Source organism: Extensimonas perlucida (assembly GCF_007655255.1).
Classification (GTDB): domain Bacteria; phylum Pseudomonadota; class Gammaproteobacteria; order Burkholderiales; family Burkholderiaceae_C; genus Extensimonas; species Extensimonas perlucida.
Genome location: NZ_VMYE01000002.1, coordinates 214,496 through 239,643, shown reverse-complemented (window position 1 = coordinate 239,643; position 25,148 = coordinate 214,496). Strand labels below are relative to the sequence as shown.

The 25,148-nt window shown below is 66.0% G+C and carries 23 protein-coding genes; 11 read left to right on the top strand and 12 right to left on the bottom strand.

From position 1 onward, the window contains the following. Nucleotides 1-25 precede the first annotated feature (25 nt). Entirely contained in the window at nt 26-886 is an 861-nt protein-coding gene (gene purU, locus FK527_RS03660; RefSeq protein WP_144729809.1) for a formyltetrahydrofolate deformylase, read from the top strand. 195 nt (nt 887-1,081) lie between these two features. Here the strand turns inward: purU and FK527_RS03655 are convergent, their stop codons facing one another. Continuing rightward, nucleotides 1,082-3,079: an acetyl/propionyl/methylcrotonyl-CoA carboxylase subunit alpha gene (locus tag FK527_RS03655; protein WP_144729806.1), complete on the bottom strand. Its 1,998-nt coding sequence runs from the start codon at nt 3,077-3,079 to the stop codon at nt 1,082-1,084. 11 nt (nt 3,080-3,090) lie between these two features. Further along, nucleotides 3,091-4,665 (bottom strand): carboxyl transferase domain-containing protein, encoded by a 1,575-nt coding sequence (locus FK527_RS03650; protein ID WP_144729803.1) that lies wholly within the window; start codon nt 4,663-4,665, stop codon nt 3,091-3,093. Between the two features lie 181 nt (nt 4,666-4,846). Between FK527_RS03650 and FK527_RS03645 the strand changes: the two genes are divergently transcribed. The 3 genes from FK527_RS03645 to FK527_RS03635 all read left to right on the top strand — a co-directional run bounded on the left by FK527_RS03645 (nt 4,847) and on the right by FK527_RS03635 (nt 8,568). Continuing rightward, nucleotides 4,847-6,373 carry an acyl-CoA carboxylase subunit beta gene (locus tag FK527_RS03645; RefSeq protein ID WP_425460401.1) on the top strand — a complete coding sequence of 509 codons (1,527 nt, stop codon included), beginning with the start codon at nt 4,847-4,849 and terminating at the stop codon, nt 6,371-6,373. A gap of 71 nt (nt 6,374-6,444) precedes the next feature. Next, the gene (locus FK527_RS03640; RefSeq protein WP_144729797.1) at nt 6,445-7,029 is read left to right on the top strand and encodes a TMEM165/GDT1 family protein; all 585 of its coding nucleotides are present in this window, start codon (nt 6,445-6,447) and stop codon (nt 7,027-7,029) included. A gap of 33 nt (nt 7,030-7,062) precedes the next feature. Continuing rightward, on the top strand, nt 7,063-8,568 hold the full coding sequence (locus tag FK527_RS03635) for an FAD-linked oxidase C-terminal domain-containing protein (RefSeq protein ID WP_144729794.1): 1,506 nt from the start codon (nt 7,063-7,065) through the stop codon (nt 8,566-8,568). A gap of 68 nt (nt 8,569-8,636) precedes the next feature. On the opposite strand, the gene FK527_RS03630 is transcribed toward FK527_RS03635, so the two are convergent. Both FK527_RS03630 and FK527_RS03625 read right to left on the bottom strand, forming a co-directional pair. Beyond that, nucleotides 8,637-8,879 carry a toxin-antitoxin system HicB family antitoxin gene (locus FK527_RS03630; RefSeq protein ID WP_144729791.1) on the bottom strand — a complete coding sequence of 81 codons (243 nt, stop codon included), beginning with the start codon at nt 8,877-8,879 and terminating at the stop codon, nt 8,637-8,639. Beyond that, complete coding sequence (locus FK527_RS03625; RefSeq protein ID WP_144729788.1) at nt 8,876-9,232, bottom strand: PIN domain-containing protein; 357 nt, start codon at nt 9,230-9,232, stop codon at nt 8,876-8,878. The genes FK527_RS03630 and FK527_RS03625 overlap by 4 nt, the downstream gene beginning before the upstream one ends. 555 nt (nt 9,233-9,787) lie before the next feature. Between FK527_RS03625 and FK527_RS03620 the strand changes: the two genes are divergently transcribed. Together FK527_RS03620 and mazF are read left to right on the top strand one after the other, a co-directional pair. Next, nucleotides 9,788-10,024 carry an AbrB/MazE/SpoVT family DNA-binding domain-containing protein gene (locus tag FK527_RS03620; protein ID WP_144729785.1) on the top strand — a complete coding sequence of 79 codons (237 nt, stop codon included), beginning with the start codon at nt 9,788-9,790 and terminating at the stop codon, nt 10,022-10,024. 50 nt (nt 10,025-10,074) lie between these two features. Next, entirely contained in the window at nt 10,075-10,410 is a 336-nt protein-coding gene (gene mazF / locus FK527_RS03615) for an endoribonuclease MazF (RefSeq protein WP_144729782.1), read from the top strand. 411 nt (nt 10,411-10,821) lie between these two features. On the opposite strand, the gene FK527_RS03610 is transcribed toward mazF, so the two are convergent. The 8 genes from FK527_RS03610 to argC all read right to left on the bottom strand — a co-directional run bounded on the left by FK527_RS03610 (nt 10,822) and on the right by argC (nt 20,310). Beyond that, nucleotides 10,822-12,117 (bottom strand): DUF445 domain-containing protein, encoded by a 1,296-nt coding sequence (locus FK527_RS03610; RefSeq protein ID WP_246072652.1) that lies wholly within the window; start codon nt 12,115-12,117, stop codon nt 10,822-10,824. A 72-nt stretch (nt 12,118-12,189) separates the two neighbouring features. Continuing rightward, a complete protein-coding gene (locus FK527_RS03605) occupies nt 12,190-13,326 on the bottom strand; it encodes an aminotransferase class V-fold PLP-dependent enzyme (protein WP_144729780.1) in 1,137 nt (378 codons plus the stop codon). Between the two features lie 840 nt (nt 13,327-14,166). Next, nucleotides 14,167-16,038 carry a DNA helicase RecQ gene (gene recQ / locus FK527_RS03600; RefSeq protein ID WP_144729777.1) on the bottom strand — a complete coding sequence of 624 codons (1,872 nt, stop codon included), beginning with the start codon at nt 16,036-16,038 and terminating at the stop codon, nt 14,167-14,169. Nucleotides 16,039-16,146: 108 nt separating this feature from the next. Continuing rightward, a complete protein-coding gene (locus FK527_RS03595) occupies nt 16,147-16,791 on the bottom strand; it encodes a protein phosphatase CheZ (RefSeq protein WP_144729775.1) in 645 nt (214 codons plus the stop codon). Beyond that, nucleotides 16,788-17,183, bottom strand: coding sequence for a chemotaxis response regulator CheY (gene cheY / locus FK527_RS03590; protein ID WP_144729772.1), 396 nt, complete (start codon nt 17,181-17,183; stop codon nt 16,788-16,790). Before cheY ends, FK527_RS03595 begins: the two co-directional genes overlap by 4 nt. Nucleotides 17,184-17,257: 74 nt before the next feature. Beyond that, nucleotides 17,258-18,193 carry a flagellar motor protein MotB gene (gene motB, locus FK527_RS03585; protein ID WP_144729769.1) on the bottom strand — a complete coding sequence of 312 codons (936 nt, stop codon included), beginning with the start codon at nt 18,191-18,193 and terminating at the stop codon, nt 17,258-17,260. Between the two features lie 51 nt (nt 18,194-18,244). Beyond that, nucleotides 18,245-19,105: a flagellar motor stator protein MotA gene (gene motA / locus FK527_RS03580; RefSeq protein WP_144729766.1), complete on the bottom strand. Its 861-nt coding sequence runs from the start codon at nt 19,103-19,105 to the stop codon at nt 18,245-18,247. 272 nt (nt 19,106-19,377) lie between these two features. Next, entirely contained in the window at nt 19,378-20,310 is a 933-nt protein-coding gene (argC, locus tag FK527_RS03575) for an N-acetyl-gamma-glutamyl-phosphate reductase (protein WP_144729763.1), read from the bottom strand. 157 nt (nt 20,311-20,467) lie between these two features. Here argC and sucC point away from each other — a divergent pair, with 157 nt between their 5' ends. From sucC to FK527_RS03550, 5 genes are all read left to right on the top strand, one after another. After that, complete coding sequence (sucC, locus tag FK527_RS03570) at nt 20,468-21,631, top strand: ADP-forming succinate--CoA ligase subunit beta (protein ID WP_144729760.1); 1,164 nt, start codon at nt 20,468-20,470, stop codon at nt 21,629-21,631. A gap of 51 nt (nt 21,632-21,682) precedes the next feature. Beyond that, a complete protein-coding gene (gene sucD / locus FK527_RS03565) occupies nt 21,683-22,582 on the top strand; it encodes a succinate--CoA ligase subunit alpha (RefSeq protein WP_144729758.1) in 900 nt (299 codons plus the stop codon). 231 nt (nt 22,583-22,813) lie between these two features. Beyond that, the gene (locus tag FK527_RS03560) at nt 22,814-23,647 is read left to right on the top strand and encodes a Stp1/IreP family PP2C-type Ser/Thr phosphatase (protein ID WP_144729755.1); all 834 of its coding nucleotides are present in this window, start codon (nt 22,814-22,816) and stop codon (nt 23,645-23,647) included. A 90-nt stretch (nt 23,648-23,737) separates the two neighbouring features. Next, nucleotides 23,738-24,337 (top strand): FHA domain-containing protein, encoded by a 600-nt coding sequence (locus tag FK527_RS03555; RefSeq protein WP_144729752.1) that lies wholly within the window; start codon nt 23,738-23,740, stop codon nt 24,335-24,337. Between the two features lie 251 nt (nt 24,338-24,588). Next, on the top strand, nt 24,589-25,032 hold the full coding sequence (locus tag FK527_RS03550) for a pilin (RefSeq protein ID WP_144729750.1): 444 nt from the start codon (nt 24,589-24,591) through the stop codon (nt 25,030-25,032). Nucleotides 25,033-25,148: the final 116 nt, after the last annotated feature.

Here is a 25,148-nt window from a genome sequence, read left to right as displayed (position 1 = left end):
GCGGGGCTGCGACAATCGTGCGCTTATGACCCCTTCCGCGAACCAAACCTATATTCTCACCCTCTCGTGCCCCGACCGCAGGGGCTTGGTGCATGCCGTCTCGGGGTTTTTGCTCGAGCACGGCGGCAACATCGAGGAAGCCGCGCAGTTCAACGACCACGCCACGGGATTGTTTTTCATGCGCGTGCAGTTCGCCTGCGACGCGCAGGAGCCTGCGCAACTGCGTGCCGACTGGGCCGCATTCGCCCAGCCCCACCAGATGCGCTGGGGCCTGCACGCCGCGGCCGAACCCATGAAGACCGTGCTCATGGTCAGCCGCGAGGGCCATTGCCTCAACGACCTGCTGTTTCGCCACAAAAGCGGGCTGCTGCGCCTGGACATCCGCGCCATCATCAGCAACCACCGCGACTTTTACCAGCTTGCCGCGAGCTACGACGTGCCCTTTCACCACATTCCCGTGACGGCGGCCACCAAAGCACAGGCCGAGGCGCGCCAGCTCGAGATCATCGAGTCCGAAGGCGCCGAGCTCGTGGTGCTCGCGCGCTACATGCAAGTGCTCTCCGACGCCATGTGCACCCGGCTCGAAGGCCGTGCGATCAACATCCACCACAGCTTTTTGCCGAGCTTCAAGGGCGCGCGCCCCTACCACCAGGCGCACGAGCGCGGCGTCAAGCTGATCGGCGCGACGGCTCACTACGTCACGGCCGTGCTCGACGAGGGCCCGATCATCGAGCAGGATGTGGCACGCGCCGACCACACCGACACGGTGGAAGACCTCGCCGCGCGCGGGCGCGACACCGAAAGCCTGGTGCTCGCGCGCGCCGTGAAGTGGCACAGCGAACACCGCGTGCTGCTCAACGGGCACAAGACGGTGGTGTTTCGCTGAGCCTCGCGCTGCACATTTCACCCGTCCTGACGCCCGCAGATTGCGCCATGATTCAGGGTCAAAATGCCGTTTTACGCTTATGAATACAGCGTAAGCAGCTCACTTTTTTGATATACCCATGCAGCGTGTGCGGGCTGCCATACAAGCCGGATGGGACGCCCGCTCCCACCGGCCTGCCTGCTTGGGAGAGCCGCCTCAAGCCTCCTCGTCCGGCTCTATCACCGCGACGATGGCGTTGCGCTCCACCGTTTGCCCAGCCTGGCAGTGGATCGCGGTCACGGTGCCTGCGCATTCGGCGCAGATGCGCATTTCCATCTTCATGGATTCGAGCAGCGCCACCACGGCGCCTTTTTCGACATGCTCGCCCACGGCGGCGTTCACCTTGAGGATCAAGCCCATCATCGGCGCCTTGAGCTCGCCGCTGGCCTGCGCCGCCGCGCTGATGTACGACAGGTAAGGCACGGCCTGGAACGCGTGTACGCCCTGGCGGTCGTGCAGGTACAGCGTGTCGCCGTCCTGGTGCAGGCGCACGCGCTCGCGCCGCGCTTCAATGATGGCCAAAAACTCGTCCGCGCCCACGGGCTGCAGCGCCACGCGCAGGCAGTCGTCGCCCACGCCTATGCACATGCTGCCGTCGGTCTGCAACGGCGCGAAGCGGATCGCCACGCTACCGCCCGTGTAGGCCATGTGCAGGCTGGGTGCGGCGCTGAGGCTCTCGTCGCCCGTGCCCAGGCTCCAGCCGCTGTGGCCCCAGCCTTGCCACAGTGGCCGCGCTGCATTGCGGCGCTGCGCGTAGAGCCAGTAATAGGCCGCGAGCGCGAGTGTCTGGCGCGTCTGCTGTGCGGCGCGCAAGTCCCAGCTGGCGATCTGCTCGTCGATCAGGCGCGTGTGAAAGCGCGCGCTGCGCGTCTCGGGCAGGTCGATCAGGCGCTTGAGGAAGTCGCAGTTCGTCGTGACGCCGAAGATGGCCGTGTCGTCGAGCGCCTGGCGCAGGCGGTCGAGCGCGGCGTCGCGCGTTTCGGCGTGCGTGATGAGCTTGGCGAGCATGGGGTCGTAGTAGGGCGTGACCTCCATCCCCGCCTCGATGCCGGTTTCCACGCGCACGCCCTCACGCGGGAAGCGCACCTGCACGAGCCGCCCCGTGGAGGGCAGAAAGCCCGCCGCCGGGTCTTCGGCGCAGATGCGCGCCTCGACCGCGTGGCCGCGCAAGTGCACGTCCTCCTGGTGCAGCGGCAGGCCCTCGCCCGCGGCGATGCGCAACATGAGCTCGACGATGTCCAGGCCCGTGACCTCCTCAGTCACAGGGTGCTCGACCTGCAGGCGTGGGTTGACTTCGAGGAAGTAGTAGTCCTCGCCGCCGACGATGAACTCCACCGTGCCCACGCCGCGGTACTTCAGGCGCTGGCCCAGGCGCACGGCGTCGGCCGTCATGCGTGCGCGCAGCTCGGGGTCGAGCTGGGCCGCGGGCGCTTCTTCGATGAGCTTCTGGTGGCGGCGCTGCAGCGTGCATTCGCGCTCGAACAGGTGGATCACATGGCCCTTGCCGTCGCCCACGATCTGCACCTCGATGTGGCGGCCGCGCTCGACGAGTTTTTCAACGATCAGGCCGGCGCTGCCGAACGAGCTCTTGGCTTCGCGCATGGCGGCGTCGATTTCGTCCTCCAGGCCCGCGAGCTGTGCGATCGCGCGCATGCCCTTGCCACCACCGCCGGCCGCGGCCTTGAGCATCACGGGCAGGCCGGTCTGGCGCACCAGCGCGGCGATTTCGGCGCGGTCTTCGCTGGGCGTGAGGCTGCCTGGCACCGTGGGCACGCCCGCGGCCTGCGCCTCTTGCTTGGCTGCGGCCTTGTCGCCCAGGCGGTCGATGACCTCGCCCGTGGGGCCGATGAAGACCAGGCCCGCGGCCTCGACGGCGCGCGCAAACGCGGCGTTTTCGGCCAGAAAGCCGAAACCGGGATGGATGGCCTGCGCGCCCGTGGCCTTGGCCGCGGCGATCACGGCGTCGATGCGCAGGTAGCTCTCGGACGCCGGAGCGCCGCCGATTTCGATCGACTCGCCGATTTCCTTGACATGCAGCGCGTCGCGGTCGGCCACCGAGTGCACGCCCGCCACTTCCACGCCCAGGCGCCGGCAGGTGCGCGCGATGCGGCAGGCGATTTCGCCACGGTTGGCTATCAGTATTTTCTTGAACATGAAAACGGCCCTCACATGCGATAGACGCCGTAGCGCGTGGGAACTTCGGGCACGCAGCCGGCCAGATCGAGCAGCATGCCCATCACGGTGCGCGTCTCCACGGGGTCTATGACCATGTCGCACCAGGTGTGGCGCGCGAAGTTGTAGGCGTTGGCAAAGTCCTCGAAGGTCTTGCGCACGGGGGCCTTGTAGGCCTCGCGCTCTTCGTCGGTCCAGCTCGTGCCGTCGCGCTTGTGCTGGTCGTCCTTGACCATGGCGAGCGTGGTCGCGGCCTGCTCGGGGCCCATGATGGCGGCGCGGCCGTTGGGCCACATGATCATCGCATTGGGCTTGAACGGGCGCCCGCACATCGCCAGGTAGCCCGCGCCGTAGGAGCCGCCGATGATCAGCGTGTATTTGGGCACGTTGGCGCTGGTCATGGCGGTGATCATCTTTGCGCCGTGCTTGGCGATGCCGGCCTCCTCGGCCTCGCGCCCGACCATGAAGCCGTTGATGTCGGCCATGAACAGCAGCGGAATGCCGCGCTGGCAGCACAGTTCGATGAACTGCGTGGCCTTCATCGCGCTTTCGGAAAACAGCACGCCGTTGTTGCACAGGATGCCGATCTCGAAGCCCATGATGCGCGCAAAGCCGGTGATCAGCGTGTCGCCGTAACCGGGCTTGAACTCGTGCAGCTCGCTGCCGTCGATCAGGCGCAGCACGATCTCGCGGTTGTCGGTGGGGATGCGCGGGTCGGCGCTGATGATGCCGTGGATCTCGCGCGGGTCGTGCAGTGGCGCGCGCGGCGGGGCCACGTCGCGGCGCTGGCGCGGCAGGTCGCCGAGGTTGGCGACGATGTCGCGCAGCATGGCCATGGCGTGGCTGTCGTTTTCGGCCAGGTTGTCCGCGGTGCCGCTGAGCGTGGTCTGGCGCTCGGCGTCGCCGGCAGCGAGTGCGGGCTCGGGGCCGAAGGCCAGCGCGCCTTGCTTGCGCACCATCACCACCTGGTCGCACAGCGCGGGTGCAAACGCCAGGATGTCGGCCGCCGGGCCGTGCACGCTCGCGATCTGCGGCACGCCCTCGCGCGACATGCGCAGCTGGTAGTAGTAAATGGAGCCGAACTGCCCGTCGTCTGGGAACACGCCGGGTTCATCCTTTTCGGCAGGCGGCGCGGGCTGCGCGAGCGTGATGCAGGGCAGACGGTGTTGCCAGGCAAAGCGCAGCGCGCGCACGTGCTTTTTGCAGGTGATGGCGTTGTAGCTGCCGCCATCGACACTCGCATCGTTGGCAATCACCATGCACGGCCGCCCCGCAACCACGCCCACGCCCGTGACGATGGCCGCACCGGGCGCCTGCCCCGGATACAGCCCTTCGCCGCCGAGCTGGCACAGCTCCAGAAAAGGCGAGCCCGCATCGAGCAATGCCGCGACGCGCTCGCGCGCCAGCAGCTGCTTGGCTTGGCGCAGCTTTTCCTGCGCGGGCAGCGGGCCTGCGGCCAGCGCGGCAGCGCGACGTGCATGCAGGTCGGCGATGCGCGCCGCGTAAGCGGCCTGGTTGGCCTGAAATTCCGGCGTGCCGGTCGAGAGCGAGGACTTCATGACGCTCATGACAAACTCCTCTCGGGCCGGGGGGCGCCGGCGGCAATGGGCGCGAAGTGGGGGGCGCTGCGGTGGTGGTTCATGGCTGAAGGGCGAAGGGGAAAAAACTGCGTTGCAAAAAACATCCGAAGGTATGTAAGATAACAAACATTTGTTAGTTCACCAAGCCCAAGCCATGACTTTGACCGCACTGCCCACGATCGCGTCCCAGGTCGCCACCGACGATCCGGCCTTCCAGCAACGGTGCGCGGCCTACCAGCGCTACCTGGCGCAGCTCCAGGAGCGCAGTGCCGAGGCCCTGCAGGGCGGCAGCGCCAAGGCGCGCAAGCTGCACCAGGAGCGCGGGCAGATGCTGCCGCGCGAGCGCATCACCGCGCTGACCGACCCCGGCACGCCGTTCATCGAGCTCGCCCAGCTCGCGGGCGCCGACATGTACGAGGGCGTGCCACCGGGCGCGACCATCATCACCGGCGTGGGCTGGGTCTGCGGGCGCGCGTGCATGCTGATCATCAACGACGCCACCGTGAAGGGCGGCACCATGTTCGGCATGACCACGAAAAAGCACACGCGCGCGCAGCTGTTCGCGTGGCAGCACCGCCTGCCCTGCATCACCATGGTGCAGTCCGGCGGCGGCTTTCTGCCCGATCTGGCCAACATCTTTCCCGACGAGGGCCATGCCGGCTCCATCATGTACAACCAGGTCAAGATGTCGTCCGAGGGCATTGCGCAGATCGCCATCGTGCACGGCCCCTCGACCGCGGGCGGCGCCTACATCCCCGCGCTGTGTGACGAGGTGGTGATCATCCGCAAGCAGGGCGCGATGTTCCTCGGCAGCCCGCAGCTGGTGTTCGCCGCGACTGGCGAGGTCATAGGCATAGAACCCCTGGGCGGCGCCGAGATGCACAGCCGCCTCTCCGGCGTGACCGACCACATCGCCGACGACGACCGGCACGCGCTCGAGATCACGCGCCACATCGTCGCGCACCTGGGCGAGCCGCCGCGCCTGCGCTGGACGCGCGCCCAAGCAGAGCCGCCGCGCTACGACCCGGCCGAGCTCTACGGCCTGGCGCGCACGCACGCCGATGACCCTTACACCGCGCACGAAGTCATCGCGCGCCTCGTCGATGGCAGCCGCTTTCAGGAGTTCAAGCAGCTGCACGGCGAGACGCTGGTCACGGGCTTTGCGCACTTCGAGGGCATTGAAGTCGGCGTGCTCGCGGGCAACGGCGCGCTCACGGCGCAGGCCGGCGCCAAGGGGGCGCACTTCATCGAGCTGTGCGGCCAGCGCGACATCCCGCTGCTGTTCCTTGCCGATTCGCCGGGCTTTTTGTCGGGCGAGGAGTCCGAGCGCCAGGGCGTGGGCAAGCACGGCGCCAAGCTCATGAACGCCGTGGCCAATGCCGACGTGCCCAAGTTCACGCTGATCACCGGCCACGCTTACGGCGCGGCCTACTACGCGCTGTGCGGGCGCGCGCTCAAGCCCAACGCGCTGCTGATGTGGCCCAACGCACGCGCCGCACTACGCGCCACCATAGGCGCGCCCACGGGCGCGGCCAGCGGCGCGGCCGAGTCTGCCGGCGCCATGGACTGGGCGCGCCAGCTCTGGTGCGACATGGTCATAGACCCCGTGCAGACGCGCCCCGTGCTCGCCGAGCTGCTCGCCATGGCCGGGCGCACCCCGGCCAAAGAGACGCAGTACGCGGTGTTTCGCATGTGAGCGGCTGAGCGCAGCGCACAAAACCTTTACGATCCGCGCCTTTCGCGCAAAGATCGTCAAAGGTTCCACCCATGCTCCTCGAGTCCGTCCTGGTCTCGACCGGCGTCGTCGCGCTCGCCGAAATCGGCGACAAGACGCAGCTGCTCGCCTTCCTGCTGGCAGCCCGGTTCAAAAAACCGGCCCCCATCATCCTTGGCATCCTGCTGGCCACCATCGCCAACCATGGCCTGGCGGGTGCGCTCGGTGCGTGGATCACCGCCCACGTGCGCCCTGAAGTATTGCGCTGGGTGCTGGGGCTGTCTTTCGTCGGCATGGCCGTGTGGACGCTGATCCCCGACGAGATGGCAGAAGACGGCGCCCACGTGGCCCAGCGCCTGGGCGTGTTCGGCGCCACGCTGCTCACCTTCTTCCTGGCCGAAATGGGGGATAAAACGCAGATCGCCACCGTGGCCATGGCGGCGCACTACGGCACGCCGCTGCTGGTCGTGGCCGGCACCACGCTCGGAATGCTGATCGCCGACGTGCCCGCCGTGTTCGTGGGCGACAAGCTCGCGGCCAAAATCCCGATGAAGCTCGTGCGCGCGCTCGCCGCCGCCGTCTTTGCCGCGCTGGGCGTGGCCACCTTGCTCGGCGCCGGGGCGAAAATCGGCTTCTGAGAACCTGTTCTGACAGATCTGCCGAGCCACGCCATGCACACCCCCTCCACTCCGCCCGCCGCCGCCCCGTCCGCCGCCCGCCAGCAGCGCCAGGCCGAAATCGTGCACGCCCTGCAGCGCGTGCTGCCCGCGCACATGCTGCTGTGGCACAGCGAAGACACCACGCCCTACGAGTGCGACGGCCTCACGGCCTATCGCCAGCGCCCGCTGGCCGTGTGCCTGCCTGAAACCGAGGCGCAGGTGCAGGCCGTGCTGCAAACCTGCCACGCGCTGCAGGTGCCCGTGGTCGCGCGCGGTGCGGGCACGGGGCTCTCGGGCGGGGCGCTGCCGCACGCCATGGGCGTGACGCTCTCGCTCGCGCGCTTCAACCGCATCCTGCAGCTCGACCCGCTTGCACGCACCGCACGCGTGCAGTGCGGCGTGCGCAACCTCGCCATCAGCGAAGCCGCCGCGCCCCACGGCCTGTATTACGCGCCCGACCCGAGCAGCCAGATCGCCTGCACCATAGGCGGCAACGTGGCCGAGAACTCGGGCGGCGTGCACTGCCTCAAATACGGCCTTACGGTGCACAACGTGCTGCGCGTGCGCGGCTTCACCGTCGAGGGCGAACCCGTCGAATTCGGCAGCGAGGCGCTCGATGCGCCCGGCTACGACCTGCTCGCTGCGGTGATGGGCAGCGAAGGCATGCTGGCCGTGACCACCGAAGTCACGGTGCGCCTGATCCCCAAACCGCAGCTTGCGCGCTGCATCATGGCGAGCTTCGACGACGTGCGCAAAGCCGGCGAGGCCGTGGCCGAAGTGATCGCCGCCGGCATCATCCCGGCCGGGCTGGAGATGATGGACAAGCCCATGACCGCCGCGGTCGAAGACTTCGTGCACGCGGGCTACGACCTTGACGCCGCCGCCATCCTGCTGTGCGAAAGCGACGGCACGCCCGCCGAAGTGCAAGAGGAAATCGAGCGCATGACGCAGGTGCTGCTTGCCGCAGGCGCTACCAAAATCGCAGTAAGTCAGTCCGAGGAAGAGCGCCTGCGCTTTTGGAGCGGACGCAAAAACGCCTTCCCCGCGAGCGGCCGCATCAGCCCCGACTACATGTGCATGGACTCGACCATCCCGCGCAAGCGCCTCGCTGACATGCTGCAGGCCATCGCCGCGATGGAGCGCAAGTACCAGCTGCGCTGCGTGAACGTGTTCCACGCGGGCGACGGCAACCTGCACCCGCTGATCCTGTTCGACGCCAACGACCCCGACCAGCTGCACCGCTGCGAGCGCTTCGGCGCCGACATCCTCGAAACCAGCGTCGCCATGGGCGGCACCGTGACGGGCGAGCACGGCGTGGGCGTGGAAAAGCTCAACTCCATGTGCGTGCAGTTTTCCGCCGAGGAAAACGCGCAGATGGTCGCCCTCAAGGCCGCCTTCGACCCCGCCGGGCTGCTCAACCCCGGCAAAGTCATCCCCACGCTGCACCGCTGCGCCGAGTACGGCAAGATGCTGGTGCGCGGCGGGCAACTCGCGCACCCGCAGCTGGAGCGGTTTTGAGGCGGGGTGCGGCGTGCCGGGGGAGGAATTGAAAACCGTCCCCAATTTTCCGTCATGCCATACCGCACTCAGTTCGGCAATTCATCACCCTGCAGCGGTTTGCGGCCTTTTACTTGCAACAAAAGCTTGGCCAGATCGTCTTTTTGGGCATTCCCGGCGCGCTGTGCAAAAAATTCGGCCGTCTGCAAGGCAGACACCTTCTCGGCAACAGCCACAGTAATGAATTGATTCAAAGAAGCCTGATCTCGCTCGGCCAATAACTTGGCATGCGCATAAAGAGACTCAGGCAGACGCAATGCAAAAGTGCTCATCGCTGCACCTCCATCATCAAAAGCAGTTCGGCAGGGGTCATTACCTGCAAACCAAAACTTGGGGCAACCCGTACAAAGTCACGTGTGTTGTGCGTCACAATGGCCTGGACTTGCCCATTCACGGCCGCCTCAAGCACCATCTCATCGCCCGGATCGCGCAATTGGGGCCGCCAGACGTAGTGCAGCATCACCGGATGCACCCAAACGGCCAGCGCAGAAAGCATGGTGTCAATCTCTGCAGCGCTGAAGCCGTGCAGAGCACGAATCTCATCCCGCTTGAGCACGGATTCATACTCCAGCCAAAGAGCTGTGGATGCCGCGATCTCGATCTTCGCAGTGGCTATGGCTTGCAGCAGAAATTGGGGTCAGATTCCAATTATTTGCGGGGGTTATTGCGCGATGGGTGGGTGCCGGGAGATGCGCCCGGCGGCGCACCTACTTTTCTTGTCTCGCCAAGAAAAGTAGGCAAAACAGAAATTGGGGTCAGATTCCAATTATTTGCGGGGGTTATTGCGCGATGGGTGGGTGCCGGGAGATGCGCCCGGCGGCGCACCTACTTTTCTTGTCTCGCCAAGAAAAGTAGGCAAAAGAAGGCGACCCTACTGTCTGCGTCCCTGTGCGCCTGAACGGCGCCCAGGGCAAGCTGCGGTGCTCGCACCCGGCGGGGTCGCGCGAAACTCGCTGCGCTCAAACAATCGCGCGCCCTTTATCCGCCGGGCGCTGCGCTCCTCGGCGCATACAGAAGGGCGGGGATACCACACGGGCCTTCGCTACGCTCGGCCTTTTCCGCGCGGAAATTGGGGTCGTAGGAAATTGGGGTCAGATTGCAATTTTTTCCCCAACGACCGTTGCCACGCCCTACGCCCGCCAGTATAGTATCTACATTTGTTGATACATCAAGGCTCATCGTGAGAGTTCTCGTGAAAAAATGGGGCAATAGCGCTTCGGTACGCATCCCGGCCGCCGTCATGGCGGCAACTCGGCTGCGTGTCGATCAGCCCGTGGACGTGCGCGAGGAAGGCGGGCGCATCATCATCGAGCCGGTGCGCGAGGACGAGCTAGAAGCGCTCATTGCGGGCATCACGCCCGATAACCTGCATGGCGAGGTCGGCTTCGGCCCGGCGGTCGGCAAAGAGGCTTTCTGATGCAGAAGGCGGCGCACGAGATCGCACCCCCGATCGAGGGGGCATGAGGCATGGGGCCGTATGTGCCGGATGCTGGCGACATCGTTTGGCTGCTTTTCGACCCTCAGGCAGGGCACGAACAAGCCGGGCATAGGCCGGCGCTCGTGCTGAGCCCGGCGAGCTACAACGCGCGCGCCGGACTTATGCTGTGCTGCCCGATGACCACGCAGATCAAGGGCTATCCGTTCGAGGTCGTGATCGCCGGTAACAAGCCCAGCGCCGTGCTGTCCGATCAGGTGAAGAGTGTGGACTGGAAGGCGCGCAAAGCAACGCGCAAAGGCAAGGTGACTGCGGCCGAACTGTCGCAGGTGCGCCGCAAAGCCATTGCGCTGATCGGAAAGCCTTGAGTAGAAAATTGCAGAAAATTGGGGTCAGAAAATTGGGGTCAGATTCCAATTATTTGCGGGGGTTATTGCGCGATGGGCGGGTGCCGGGAATTGCGCCCGGCGGCGCACCTACTTTTCTTGTCTCGCCAAGAAAAGTAGGCAAAAGAAGGCGACCCTGCTGTCTGCGTCCCTGCCCGCCTCGCGGCGGTCAGGGCAAGCTGCGGTGCTCGCACCCGGCGGGGTCGCGCGAAACTCGCTGCGCTCAAACATCGCGCGCCCTTTTCCCGCCGGGCGCTGCGCTCCTCGGCGCATACAGAAGGGCGGGGATACCACACGGGCCTTCGCTACGCTCGGCCTTTGCCGCGCGGAAATTTGGGGCGGATTCCAATTTCTCCCCCATCCGCACCATCCGCCAGCCAAGCAACCGCTCGCTCACCTTCCCAGCACATCCCGCATCGCCGCGTACAGCGCCCCCGCGTGCGACAGGGCGAACAGCAGCAAGCCGATCAGCCCGCCCACCAGCGTGCCGTTGATGCGGATGTGCTGCAAATCGGGCCCGAGGTGCAGCTCCAGCAGCTGCGCCATCTCGCGCGCGTCCCAGCGCTGCACCGTGCCCTCGATGTGCTGGGCGAAGAACTGCGACACCTCGGGCGCCCATTGCACGGCCCAGAGCTCGAGCTGGGCGTCTAGGCGCTCGCGCAGCAGTGCGTCGCCCGCGAGCGCGCGCCCGAGCCACTGGCCCATGCCGGCGATGCGGCGCACGAGCGCCGAATGCTCGTCAGCCAGATCGCGCTGCAGGCGTTGGCGCAGCCCGCCCCACAGCGACTCGGCATACGCGCCCACCGTGGGGTCGGTCTGCAGATAGCGGCGGATTTCTTCGCCCTTGCGCTCCCAGGCCGGGTCGCTTTGCAGCCGCACTATCAGGCGCTGCAGCGCATCATCGAGCGCGTCGCGCAGCTGGTGTTCGGGGTTGCGCGCGATTTCGGCGAGCAGGCTTTCCACGGCGTGTGCGATCGCATTCGCGCCCTTGTCGCTGAGCCATTCGCTGGGCAGCACCTTTTCCTTGAGCGGATGTTCGCGCTTGAGCCATTGCACGATGGTCGCGGCGATGAAGGCGCGCGTGTCTTCGGCGCGCAACAGCTGCGCGAGGCGTTCAAGCAGATCATCGAGCACCGCCTGGTGCCGGCCCTCGTGCGTGAGCGCCTGCAGCACCGCAGCCATGGAGCGCGTGAGGTCGAGCTGGCCGATCAGCGTGCGCGCCGCGGCCCGCAGCAGGCGCTGCACCTGCGCATCTTCCACCATCTCGAGCGCCGCGAGTGCGAGCCGCGCGAGTTGGCGCCCGAGCAGCTCGGCATTCGCCGGCGTGTTGAGCCACTGCGCGAGCAGCGCCGTGGGCGGGTTGCGGCGGATCAGCGCCACGAGCGAAGGCGGGTCGAGGAATTTGTCGCGCACGAAGCGCGCGAGGTTGCCGCCTATGCGCTCCTTGTTGCGCACCACGATGTCGGTGTGGCGCTGCAGCAGCGGCAGCGGGATGCGTCTGAACAGCGCCGAGACGGCGAACCAGTCGGCCAGGCCGCCGACGATCGCAGCCTCGGCCATGGCGCGCAGGCAGTCCGCGCCCAGGCCACGCGGCAGCGCGTAGCTCGCAGCGAACAGCGCCGCCATCAGCACGAGCAAGGCGCCCGCCTGCCGCTTGGCTTTTTGCAGTGCGCGGGCCTGGTCTGTCACGTCGCAAAGTCCGCAACGATTGCTACTAAAACCATATCACCCAGCGCACAAATATCGGCGCGCAACGCCCCATTACGCCTGCGCCGCGATGCGATCCAGCGCCGCCGCCAGGTGGCCCACGGTGCGCTCGACGTGCTGCCACTTGTCGAGCCCGAACAGGCCCATGCGAAACGTCATGAAGTCCGGCCCCTCGCCGCACTGCAGCGGTACGCCCGCGGCCGTCTGCAGACCGACTTCGGCGAACTTTTTGCCGCTTTGGATGCCCGGGTCGGTGGTGTAGCTCACGACCACGCCGGGCGCCTTGTAGCCCTCGGCGGCGACGCTCGCAAAGCCGCGCGATTCGAGCAGCGCGCGCACCTTGGCGCCCAGCTCGATTTGCTCGGCGCGCAGTTGGTCGAAGCCATGCGCGCGCGCCTCGCGCATCACGTCGCGCAGGCGCACGAGCGCATCCGTGGGCATGGTCGCGTGGTAGGCGTGCTGGCCCTTTTCGTAGCCCTCGGCGATCTGCAGCCATTTTTTGAGGTCGCAGGCAAAGCTGTTGCTCGTCGTGCCCTCGATGGCGGCGCGCGCACGTGCGCCCAGCATCACCAGGGCGCAGCAGGGCGGGCCGCTCCAGCCTTTTTGCGGCGCCGAGATCAGCACGTCGACGCCCAGCGCCTGCATGTCCACCCACAGCGCGCCCGAGGCCACGCAGTCGAGCACGAACAGCGCGCCCACGTCGTGCGCGGCCTCGGCCACGGTGCGCAGGTAGTCGTCGGGCAGCACGATGCCGCTCGCGGTTTCGACATGCGGGGCAAACACCACGGCAGGCCGCTCGGCGCGGATGCGCGCGGCCACTTCGGCGGCCGGGCACGGCGCCCAGGGTGCCTGCGCGCCCGCACCCTGCTGGCGCGCCTTGCAGACCATGGCCTCGCCGGCAAAGCCACCCATTTCCAGAATCTGGCTCCAGCGGTAGCTGAACCAGCCGTTGCGCACGATCAGCACCTTCTGCCGCTGCGCAAACTGCCGCGCCACGGCCTCCATGCCAAAGGTGCCGCTGCCAGGCACGATGACGGCCGCCTGCGCGTGGTACACCTCTTTGAGCGTGGCGAGAATTTCCTGCATCGCGCCCACGAAGCGCTTGGACATGTGGTTGAGCGCGCGGTCGGTATAGACCACCGAAAATTCGAGCAGACCGTCGGGATCGACATCGGGCAGCAGGCCGGGCATGGGTTTTTCTCCGTGCAAAACAGTGATGGCGATCAGCTTAGCATGGGCTGGATGCGGTGGGTTTTGTATGGTTTTGGTAGCTGCTTGCGCTTGCTGCGTCTGCGTAAATGGCCAAAAACATGCAGAAATTGGGGTCAGATTCCAATTCCCGGCGCGTGCATCGCGCCTGCGATGCCCTTAATTGGGGTCAGATTCCAATTATTTGCGAAAGCGAAGGGGCCAAGGGTGGGTGCCGGGAGATGCGCCCGGCGGCGCACCTTCTTTTCTTGTCTCGCCAAGAAAAGAAGGCAAAAGAAGGCGACCCTGCTGTCTGCGTCCCTGTGCGCCTGAACGGCGCCCAGGGCAACCTGCGGTGCTCGCGCCCGGCGGGGTCGCGCGAAACTCGCTGCGCTGCGCTTCGCTCAAACAGTCGCGCGCCCTTTTCCCGCCGGGCGCTGCGCTCCTCGGCGCATACAGAAGGGCAAAGGAATACCACACGGGCCGTCGCTGCGCTCGGCCCTTCTTTCAACCCAGATTGTTCATTAGGACGTGGGATGATGGCGAGGTGGCTGGCGCGGCAGTTTGGCTGCTGAGGAGAAGTCCATGGCCGGTGCCATGGACGCCGAGGCAGCGGCCAAAATGGCCGTCAGGCGCCTGCCAGCGCCCGCGTAGGTGCGTAGCACCGCCTAATGGACAATCTGGGTTCAAACACCCGTCATTGCGAGCCCCGCAGGGGCGCGGCAATCCAAGGCAGCCTGTGCATGGGGCGCTGCGTGGATTCGCGGGCATGGATTGCCGCGGGGCTTGCGGTACTCCCAATGACGAGGGCGAAAAAATTGGAATCTGACCCCAATTTCCCCCTCACCCCGCCCGGCAGATGCGCAGCACTTCCTCGCCGTAGGCCTGCAGCTTTTTGCTGCCCATGCCGCTGATGCCTTGCAAGTCCTCGAGCGTGGTGGGGCGTTGCTCGGCGATGGCGGCGAGCGTGGCGTCGTGGAAGATCACGTAGGCGGGCAGGTTGTGTGCGCGGGCGACTTCGGCGCGCCAGGCTTTGAGGTTGATGAACAGCGCCTGCGCGTCGGGTCCGAGCGCGCTCGCGGCCGCCGGCGGGGCCGCGGGGCGGCGTGTGCGGCGCACCGCGGGTGCGGGCGCGGCGCTGGCGGCGCGCAGCTGCACTGCGCGTTCGCCGCGCAGCACGGCGCGCGAGCCTTCGGTCAGGCACAGCGTGTCCACGCTGCGGCCGCCTTCGAGCAGCACCTTGTGCACGCCCACCGCGCCCAGCGCGAGCAGCTGGCGCAGCACGCCGCGCAGCTGCGCTTCGCTGAACTCGGCGCCTATGCCGAAGGTGGAAAGCCGCTCGTGCCCGAACTGTTCCACCTTTTCCGTCTTGCGCCCGCGCACGATGTCCAGGATGTGGCCCACGCCAAAGCTGATGCCGCTGGCCTGCTGCGCGCGGTAGATGGTCGAGAGCAGCTTGCGCGCGGCCTCGGTGGCGTCCCACACTGCGGGCGGCGCGAGGCAATTGTCGCAATTGCCGCAGGGCGTGGCCGCTTCGCCGAAGTAGCCCAGCAGGCGCACGCGGCGGCAGTCGGTGGCTTCGGCCAGCGCCAGCAGGGCGTCGAGCTTGCCGCGCAGCGTTTGCTTGAACGCCTCGGCGGCGGGGCTTTCGTCGATCATGCGGCGCTGGTTAACCACATCCTGCAGGCCATAGGCCATCCAGGCGTCGGCGGGCAGGCCATCGCGGCCCGCGCGGCCGGTTTCCTGGTAGTAGCCTTCGATATTCTTGGGCATATCGAGGTGCGCGACGAAGCGCACGTCCGGCTTGTCTATGCCCATGCCGAAGGCGATGGTGGCGACCATCACGAGCCCCTCTTCGCGCAGGAATCGATCCTGGTGCTGCTGGCGCACGCCGTGCGCCAGGCCCGCGTGGTAGGGCAGCGCGGGGATGCCGGCCTCTTGCAGCAGGGCGGCGACTTCTTCGACGCGCCGGCGCGACTGGCAATAGACGATGCCGGCCTCGCCCGCGTGCTCCTGGCTGATGAAGCGCAGCAGCTGTGCGGTCGGGTCCTTTTTTTCGACGATGCGGTAGCGGATGTTGGGGCGGTCGAAGCTGCTCACGAACTGGCGCGCGTTTTCGAGCTGCAGACGCTCGACGATGTCGGCGCGCGTGAGCGCATCGGCCGTGGCCGTGAGCGCGATGCGGGGCACTTCGGGGTAGCGCTCGTGCAGCAGGGTGAGCGTGCGGTACTCGGGGCGGAAGTCGTGCCCCCACTGGCTCACGCAGTGCGCCTCGTCGATCGCGAACAGGCTCAGGTGCCCTTCGTGGTAGAGGCTGTCGAGCAGGCCCAGAAAGCGCGGCGTGTTGAGCCGCTCGGGCGCCACGTAGAGCAGCGTGAGCGCGCCGGCGAGCAGACGCAGCTCGACCTCCTGCGTGGCTTGGAAGTCCTGCGTCGAATTGAGGTACGCGGCCTCGACGCCTGCTTCGTGCAGCGCGCCGACCTGGTCGTGCATGAGCGCGATCAGCGGAGAGACCACGATGGCCACGCCGCGCCCCTGCCGCTGACGCACGATGGCCGGAATCTGGTAGCACAGCGATTTGCCGCCGCCCGTGGGCATGAGCACCAGCGCATCGCCGCCGGCGATCACGTGCTCGACGATGTCCTGCTGCGGGCCGCGGAACTGCTCGTAACCGAAGACCTCGTGCAGGACGCTGTGCGCGCAAAGGGATGACACTATATATTTAGGAGCTATGAGCGCTTACCAGATAAGCGCTATAGGCTTATTTTTGCATACATTGGCGCAGCCGAAAATTGGAATCTGACCCCAATTTTCTGCGCCTTTTCAAAAACCAAGGCTGGCCAGCAAGTCATCCACTTGCGATTGGCTGGTCACGACGTCGGGCGTGTGCTCGGGGTCCACCACCGGGCCGGGCAGGTGCGGGCGCTCGGTTTGCGCCGGCATGGCGGGCATGGGGGCATCCGCCGGCGCCGTCTGGATCAGCAACTCCACCAGCTGCCGCTCCAGCGTCGCCGTGAGGTTGACGACGCGCGCAATCACCTGGCCCGTGAGGTCGTGAAAATCCTGCGCCATCATGATTTCGGTCAGGTGCGTGTCGGCCTCCTGGGCAAACCGCTCCATGTCCAGCAGGTAGTTCATCACCTCGCCCTTGGCGACGGCGGCCACGGGGTCTTTGACGAGCAGCGCCTTGACGCGCAGCGTTTGCGCCGTGATGTGATCGTTTTGCGCCTTGGCCTGCTCGACGTGGCTGAGCACCTTTTCGGCAGCCTCCCCCGTGAGCCGGGCGATGTAGGACAGCCGGCTTTGCGCGTCGGGCAGCTCGCCCATGGAGCTGCGCAGCCGATCGGCAAAACCGAGCTCGTTGAGCGCGTCGTGCAACTGGCGCGCGAGGCGGCCGATTTTGTGGTGGACGTCGTCCGCGCTGCGCGCAGCATCCGCTGCGCCAGCGCCATCGTCAGGCGCCGTCATGCTTTGCCCAGCCCCATCTTCTGCAGAATCAGGCCCACCTTTTCTTCCAGCGTGGCCTTGGTGAAGGGCTTGACGATGTAGCCCGCTGCACCGCCCTGCGCCGCGGCCACGATGTCTTCCTTGCGCGCCTCGGCGGTCACCATGAGCACTGGCAGATGCTTGAGCTGCTCGTCCTTCTTGATTTCCTTGAGCAGTTCGAAGCCGTTCATGTTGGGCATGTTGATGTCGGTGACGACGAAATCGAACTTGCTGCTGCGCAACTTGTTGAGAGCGGCCACGCCGTCCTCGGCCTCGTCGGCGTCGGGGTAGCCGCTCTCCTTGAGCAGATTGCGCACGATGCGGCGCATCGTGGAAAAATCATCGACGATCAAAAAACGAAGGGCATGGCTCACGTCGGGGACCCTTTCGGTCAGGAATGGCAGAAGATAGCCAAAATGGTGGAATGCACCGCTATTGTGACAACTCGTTACGGCTGCGCGGTCGAGGCGGGATTTTCGCTCTTTTGCGCCGCCAATTCTGCCGCAGGCACGATCACGGGTTTTTTGTTCAGCAGGCGCTCTTCGGCCTCGTGCGTGAGCACCGTGATGGTGATGCGCCGATTCAGCGGCGCGCGCGGGTTGTCGGGCTCGAGCAGGTCGCTGGCCGCAAGCCCCACCACGCGCGCGAGCTTGGCCTCGGGCATGCCGGCCGCGATCAGCTCGCGCCGCGCAGCGTTCGCGCGGTCGGCCGAGAGCTCCCAATTGCTGTAGCCGCGCTCGCCGTTGGTGTAGGGTGTGGCGTCGGTGTGGCCCGCCAGGCTGATGCTGGTGTCCACGTCGCTCAGCGCTGCGCCGATCGCATGCAGGATGTCGCGCATGTAGGGCTTGACCACGGCGCTGCCGCTGTCGAACATGGGGCGATTCTGCTCGTCCACGATCTGCACCTGCAGGCCGTCGGGCGTGAGGTCTATGCGGATCTGCGAGCGGTATTCGTTGAGGCGCGGGTTGGCCGTGATCGCAGCGTCCAGGCGCTTTTGCAGCGCCCGAATACGCGCCCCGTCATCTTTGGAGCGAGCCGTGCGCGGGCTGTCAACATTGCGCATCGCATCTTTTGCCGAAGGCTCCGCGCGCCGCACCTGGCCGTGTACCCTGGCCAGGTCGTTGCCTCCGCCCGGAATGACGCTCGAACTGTTGCCCGCCCCGCTGCCGCCGGCAAGAGAAACTTTGAGCGGCGAGCTGAAGTAGTCTGCAATGCCCTTGCGATCACCCTCGGTGGTCGAGCCCAGCAGCCACATCAGCAGAAAAAACGCCATCATGGCCGTCATGAAGTCGGCGTAGGCGATCTTCCAGGCGCCGCCGTGCGCCGCGTGACCGCCCTTTTTGACCCGCTTGATGATGATGGGCTGAAGTTTCTTGTCGGCCATGGCGTAGTCCGTCAGGAAAAAACTGCAGGTCGGTGAGGCAGCGGCACGGCTTTATTTCTTGCCGCGCACGTGGTTCTCGAGCTCGGCAAAATCCGGCCTATCGCCCGAAAACAGCACCTTGCGACCAAACTCTATCGCCGTTGCCGGGTTGTAACCCTGCATGCTCGCCAGCAGCGTGCTCTTGATGCACAGCAGCTCTTTGCCGGCGTCTTCGACTTTCTGCTCGATCAGCGCCGCCAGCGGCTCGACGAAGGCGTAGGCCAGCAAAATCCCCAAAAACGTGCCCACCAATGCGGAGCCCACCATGCCGCCAAGCACTGCAGGCGGCTGCCCCACGGCGCCCATGGTATTCACCACGCCCAGCACCGCCGCCACGATGCCGAACGCCGGCAAGCCCCCCGCCACACGGTTGAGCGCGGCCACGGGCGCATGCGCCTCTTCGTGGTGGGTGTCTATTTCGGCGTCCATCAGCGACTCGATCTCGTGCGCATTGAGGTTGCCCGACACCATCATGCGCAGATAGTCGGTCGTGAATTCGATCACGTGGTGATCCTTTCCAACCACTGGGAATTTGCTGAATATTTCCGACTCGCTGGGCGCTTCCACGTCCTTCTCGATTGCCATCAGCCCTTCCTTGCGCGCCTTTTGCAAAATTTCATAGAGCATGGTCATGAGCTCCAGATAACGCGCCTTGGTGTATTTGGAGCTCTTGAGCACGCCGCCCAGCGCCTTGAGCGTGGCTTTGATGACCTTGGGCTGGTTGCTCACCAAAAATGCCCCCACCGCCGCGCCGCCGATGGTGGCCATCTCGAAAGGCAGCGCGTGCAGCACCACCATGATGTTTCCGCCGTGCAATATGAACACGCCGAAAACGCACACCAGGCTCAGAACATAACCAATGATGACGAACATGCGGGCTCGGGCTGAATGAAGTCGGGATCGATGACAACGGTTTGGACGCGCACGCAAGCCGTAGCGCACGCACGCAGCAAACCCGAATGTATCGGATCAATCCGCGCCCATTGCGATGAAAACAAGGAATTTACCCGGCATTTCGCGCACTGGGCCACGACACCGGGCGCTCCCTGGCGCCGGACGGCAAAACCACCAGGTTTTAGATGTTTTTGGCCTCAACCCATTGATACGAAAGCACAAGCAGCTATCGATATAAAAGCATCAAAAGTTCAGCCGCCAAGCATCAGCTGCAAATTCTGCACCGCCGCGCCGCTCGCACCCTTGCCCAGGTTGTCCAGGCGCGCGACCAGCACCGCCTGGCGCTCGGCCTCGTTGGCGAACACGCGCAGCTCGAGCTGGTTGGTGTCGTTCACGGCCGTCGCGTCGAGCCGGCCGTCCTGCGTGGGCGGCAGCACCTGCACCCACTGCGCGGGCGTGTTGCTGCGCGCATAGTGTGCGGCAAGCGCGTCGTGCAGATCACTCGCCCTGGGCGCGCCGGGCAGCAAGTCCAGGTGCAGCGGCACCTGCACGAGCATGCCCTGGCGGAAGTTGCCCACGCCGGGCACGAAGATCGGGCGGCGCGTGAGGCCGGCGTAGCGCATGATCTCGGGCACATGCTTGTGCTGCAGCGCGAGCGCGTAGAGCTCGAACGGCGGCGCCGTGCCCTGCTCATGCGCTTCAATCATGCTGCGCCCCCCGCCCGAATAGCCGCTCACCGCCGGCAGCGCGAGCGCAAAGTCCGGCGGCACCAATCCTGCGTCCACCAGCGGGCGCAGCAGCGCGATCGCCCCGGTCGCGTAGCAGCCCGGGTTCGCCACGCGCCGCGCCTGGCGCACGGCATCCGCCTGGCCGGGCACGAGCTCAGGAAAGCCAAACACCCAGCCCGGCGCCGTGCGGTGCGCGGTACTTGCGTCTATCACCTTGATCGTACGGCCCGTGGCGGCCTCCACCTGCGCGACCAGCGCCACGCTCTCGCGCGCCGCGTCGTCGTGCAGGCACAGCACCACCAGGTCCGCCTCGGCCAGCAGCGCGCGCTTGGCCGCCGGGTCCTTGCGCTGCTCGGGCGCGATGCTCAGCAGCGTGATCTGCGGCATGGCCTGCAGGCGCTCGCGAATTTGCAGACCCGTGGTGCCGGCCTCGCCGTCGATGAATACCTTGAACATGGAAATCTCCTACCAGCGCCCGAGGGACACTCGCTGTCGCCTAAATGATGCGCCGCAGCATGATACATTCGCCAGCTGCCATATCCCTTGTCACTGACAGCCTGTGGTTCTTGGCTCGACAGACGGGCTGTTGTCATCCTTCCCTGAGAGAGGCCTCATGAAGATTCACGAATACCAAGCCAAGGAAATCCTGCGCAATTTTGGGGTGACCGTGCCGCGCGGCATTCCTGCGTTCACGGTGCAAGAAGCAGTCGAAGCCGCGCAAAAGCTCGGCGGCCCGGTCTGGGTCGTCAAGGCGCAGATCCACGCCGGCGGGCGCGGCAAGGGCGGCGGCGTCAAGCTGGCCAAGAGCGTGGATCAGGTCAAAGAGCTTGCCAGCCAGATTCTGGGCATGCAGCTCGTCACGCACCAGACCGGCCCCGAAGGGCAGAAAGTGCGGCGCCTCTATATCGAAGAAGGCGCAGACATCCAAAAAGAATATTACGTCTCGCTGCTGACCGACCGCGCCACGCAGAGCGTGGCCTTCATCGCCTCGAGCGAAGGCGGCATGGACATCGAGGAAGTGGCCCACGCCACGCCCGAAAAAATCATCACCGAATACATCAACCCGCTCGTCGGCCTGACCGAAGCGCAGGCGCGCAAGATCGCCACCGGCATCGGCCTGCCCGAGGCCTCCATGGCGCAGGCCATAGACATGTTCCAAAAGCTCTATAAGTGCTACATGGACACCGACGCCTCGCTGGTCGAGATCAACCCGCTCAACCGCGACAGCCAAAACCGCCTCATCGCGCTCGACGCCAAGTTCAACTTCGACGACAACGCGCTCTTTCGCCACCCTGAAATCGTCGCCCTGCGCGACCTCGACGAAGAAGACCCGGCCGAAGTCGAAGCCTCCAAGTTCGACCTCGCCTACATCAGCCTCGACGGCAACATCGGCTGCCTGGTCAACGGCGCCGGCCTTGCCATGGCAACCATGGACACCATCAAGCTCTTCGGCGGCGAGCCGGCCAACTTCCTCGACGTGGGCGGCGGCGCCACGGCAGAAAAAGTCACCGAAGCCTTCAAGATCATGCTCAAGAACCCCAAGGTCAAGGGCATTCTGGTCAACATCTTCGGCGGCATCATGAAGTGCGACACCATCGCCACCGGCGTAATCACCGCCTGCAAGGCCGTGAACCTCTCGGTGCCGCTGGTCGTGCGCATGAAGGGCACCAACGAAGAGCTGGGCAAGAAAATGCTCGCAGAATCCGGCCTGCCCATCATCCCCGCCGACACCATGGCCGAAGCCGCGACCAAGATCGTGGCTGCGGTGGCCAAGTAAAAGCAAAAGGCGCGGGCGCACACTGCCGCATCAGCAAGATCAGGAAAAGCCATGTCGATCTACATCAACAAAGACACCAAAGTCATCACCCAGGGCATCACCGGCAAGACCGGCCAGTTTCACACGGAAAAGTGCCAGGAATACGCCAACGGCAAAAACTGCTTCGTCGCCGGCGTGAACCCCAAAAAGGCCGGTGAATCGATCTTCAACATCCCCATCTACGCCTCGGTCAAAGAGGCCGCACAGCAGACCGGCGCCACCGTCTCGGTCATTTACGTGCCCCCGGCCGGCGCTGCCGAAGCCATCTGGGAAGCCGTCGAGGCCGACCTCGACCTCGTGGTCTGCATCACCGAGGGCATCCCCGTGCGCGACATGCTCATCGTGCGCAACAAAATGAAGGCCAAAGTCGCCGCCGGCGGCAAAGAGACTTTGCTGCTCGGCCCCAACTGCCCCGGCCTCATCACCCCGGACGAGATCAAGATCGGCATCATGCCCGGCCACATCCACCGCAAGGGCCGCGTCGGCGTGGTCAGCCGCTCGGGCACGCTCACCTATGAGGCGGTTGCCATGCTCACCGAAGTGGGCCTGGGCCAGTCGAGCGCCGTGGGCATTGGCGGCGACCCGATCAACGGCCTCAAGCACATCGACGTGATGAAAGCCTTCAACGACGACCCCGAAACCGACGCCGTCATCATGATCGGCGAGATCGGCGGCCCCGACGAAGCCATCGCCGCGCGCTGGTGCAAGGAAAACATGCAAAAGCCCATCATCGGCTTCATCGCCGGCGTCACCGCCCCGCCCGGCAAGCGCATGGGCCACGCCGGCGCGCTCATTGCGGGCGGCGCCGACACGGCCGAGGCCAAGCTCGCCGTGATGGAAGAATGCGGCTTCATCGTCACGCGCAACCCCTCCGAGCTCGGCAAACTCGCCAAGGCGGCACTCACGAAGTAAGCATTTCCCTGCCCTGGTTCATCCCCAAGCGCCCGCAACTTCGGTTCCGGGCGCTTTGTTTTGTGTTACAAAGTCCTGACACAACGGGCGCAACCTCGGTGGCCGGCGTGGGCAGACTCTGGCAAGGCCGCACCCCGCCGCCTGCCGGCACCTGACCCGCGCCGCGCCCCACCCCAAAGCCCGCACGTCCAGGCGCCAACGCACCCAGCACCCACCCCCCACCCCGCCGCCATGCGCTACGAATTTGCCGCCCGCACCGACCGCGGCCGGCTGCGCCCCAACAACGAAGACGCCGCAGCCTTCGACCGCGCCACCCAGCTCGGGCTGCTGGCCGACGGCATGGGCGGCTACAACGCCGGCGAAGTCGCCAGCGCCATGGCCATCACCACGGTGCGCGCCGACATCGCCCAGTGGCATGCCCAGGCCGGCCCGCTGGCATCGGCAGAGGCAGCACGTGCGGCATTGCAGGCCAGCATCAGCCACGCCAACCAGCGCATCTGGCACGCGGCACGCACCCAGCCTGCCTGTGCGGGCATGGGCACCACCTTTGTGGCGGCGCTGTTCGTGCGCCGGCAGCTCGTCCTCGCGCACATTGGCGACTCGCGCTGCTACCGCCTGCGCGCGGGCACGCTGCAGCAGCTCACGCGCGACCACTCCTGGCTGCAGGAACAGATAGACGCCGGCCTGCTCACACCCGCGCAGGCCGCCACCGTGGGCATGCGCAACCTGATCACACGCGCCCTGGGCAGTGAGCCGCATGCTGCGGCCGACATCAACGAATTCACCGTGGCGGAGCACGACCTGTACCTGCTGTGCTCGGACGGCCTGACCGACATGGTGGCCGACGCCGAGCTGGCCGAAATCCTGCGCGCCCCCATGCCGCTGACCGAAAAAGCCGCCCTGCTCATAGACAGCGCCAACGCCCACGGCGGGCGCGACAACATCAGCGTGCTGCTGGTGCAGGCCAAGGTAGGCGCCCGAATCGGAGCCAAGGTCGCAGGGGCCGTTCGCGCCAAAGTCGGCGCCGCCAAACGCGGTATCCTCACACGCTGGCGTTCCGCCTGACACCCTGCCCCCTGCCGCCCAGGGCCGCCGCTGCCGCCCACCACGCACACCACGCACACCAAGACTGCAACCCACCAGGAGCCCCAAGCCATGCCGCGCGTGATCATTGCCATCGACGGTCTCATGACCCGCGAAGTGCCGCTGACCAAGGAATACACCAGCGTAGGCCGCCGGCCCTACAACGACATCGTGATCGACAACCTGGCCGTGAGCGGCGAACACGCCGTGCTGCACCTGCAGGGCGGCGAGGTCGCCATCGAAGACCTGGGCAGCACCAACGGCACCTACGTCAACGGCAAGCCCGTGCGCCGCAGCCTGCTGCGCCATGGTGACACGGTGCAGGTGGGCAAATACACGCTGCGCCTGCTCGAAGACAACAGCCCCACCCCCTTGCGCCCCTCTGCCATGGCGCCGCTGCCCGAACCCCTGCCCACGGCCAGCGTGCGCGTGCTCTCGGGCGCCGCCGCGGGGCGCGAAATGGTGCTGCAAAAAGTCGTCACCACGCTGGGCAAGCCGGGCGTGGCCGTGGCCTCCATCACGCGCCGCAGCCAGGGCTTCATGCTCGCCCACGTGGACGGCCCCGAGGCGCCCCGGCTCAACGGCACCCCCATAGGCAGCGCGCCCGTGCTGCTGCGCAGCGGCGACCAGCTCGAGCTGGCGGACACAAAAATGGTGTTCGAGCAGCGCTGACGGCGCCGCAGCCGGAATGCGGCATTGCCAAGATGGCAACGGCCGCGCATTTCCTGCCTGCAGCCCACCAAAGGACATTCCCGTACGACAAAATTGTCAGCCCCACGCGCCAATGTCTTGATGCAAGTCAGCGCCGGGCCCCTGCGGCGCTGCAAAATCACCGGCAGCCCGGTAGCCCAGGCATGGCACGATTGCTGCATGCTTGCTGCCGTCAGGTTTTTTCCTTTTCTTCCTTTCACCAGGAGTTTTCCATGAAGCGTTCCATGCAGCAGGGTTTCACCCTCATCGAATTGATGATCGTCGTCGCGATCGTTGGCATCTTGGCCGCCATCGCGCTGCCGGCCTACCAGGACTACACCGTGCGCGCCAAGGTCTCTGAAGTCCTGGCCAAGGGCGCTGAGGCCAAGACCAGCATTGCCGAGTTCTACTCTTCGCAGGGCCACTTGCCCACTAGTTTGGCCTCGGCAGGTGTTTCCGCTACTGCCTATGGCCTGACAGGTACGCCCGACTGGGATAGCGATGGCCTCCTGACCCTGAAGACCACTGGTGACACGTCGAAATTCCCCGGCGCTGCTGCGGGCAAGACTTTCGTGATGTCCGTGCAGTCCACCACCAATGGCGTGCTCGTCTGGAAGTGCAAGCCGGGTGGTACCGCCGCCCTGCCCATCAAATACCTCCCCGCCAGCTGCCGCTAAGCACACGGCATAGGCGCACCGAGCCCCTCGCGAGAGGGGCTTTTTTTTGGGCGAGAGCCTATGACCCTTGTGCGGCGAATGCGCCGCCTGCGCAGCACAGGCGCACAAGCCCCTTG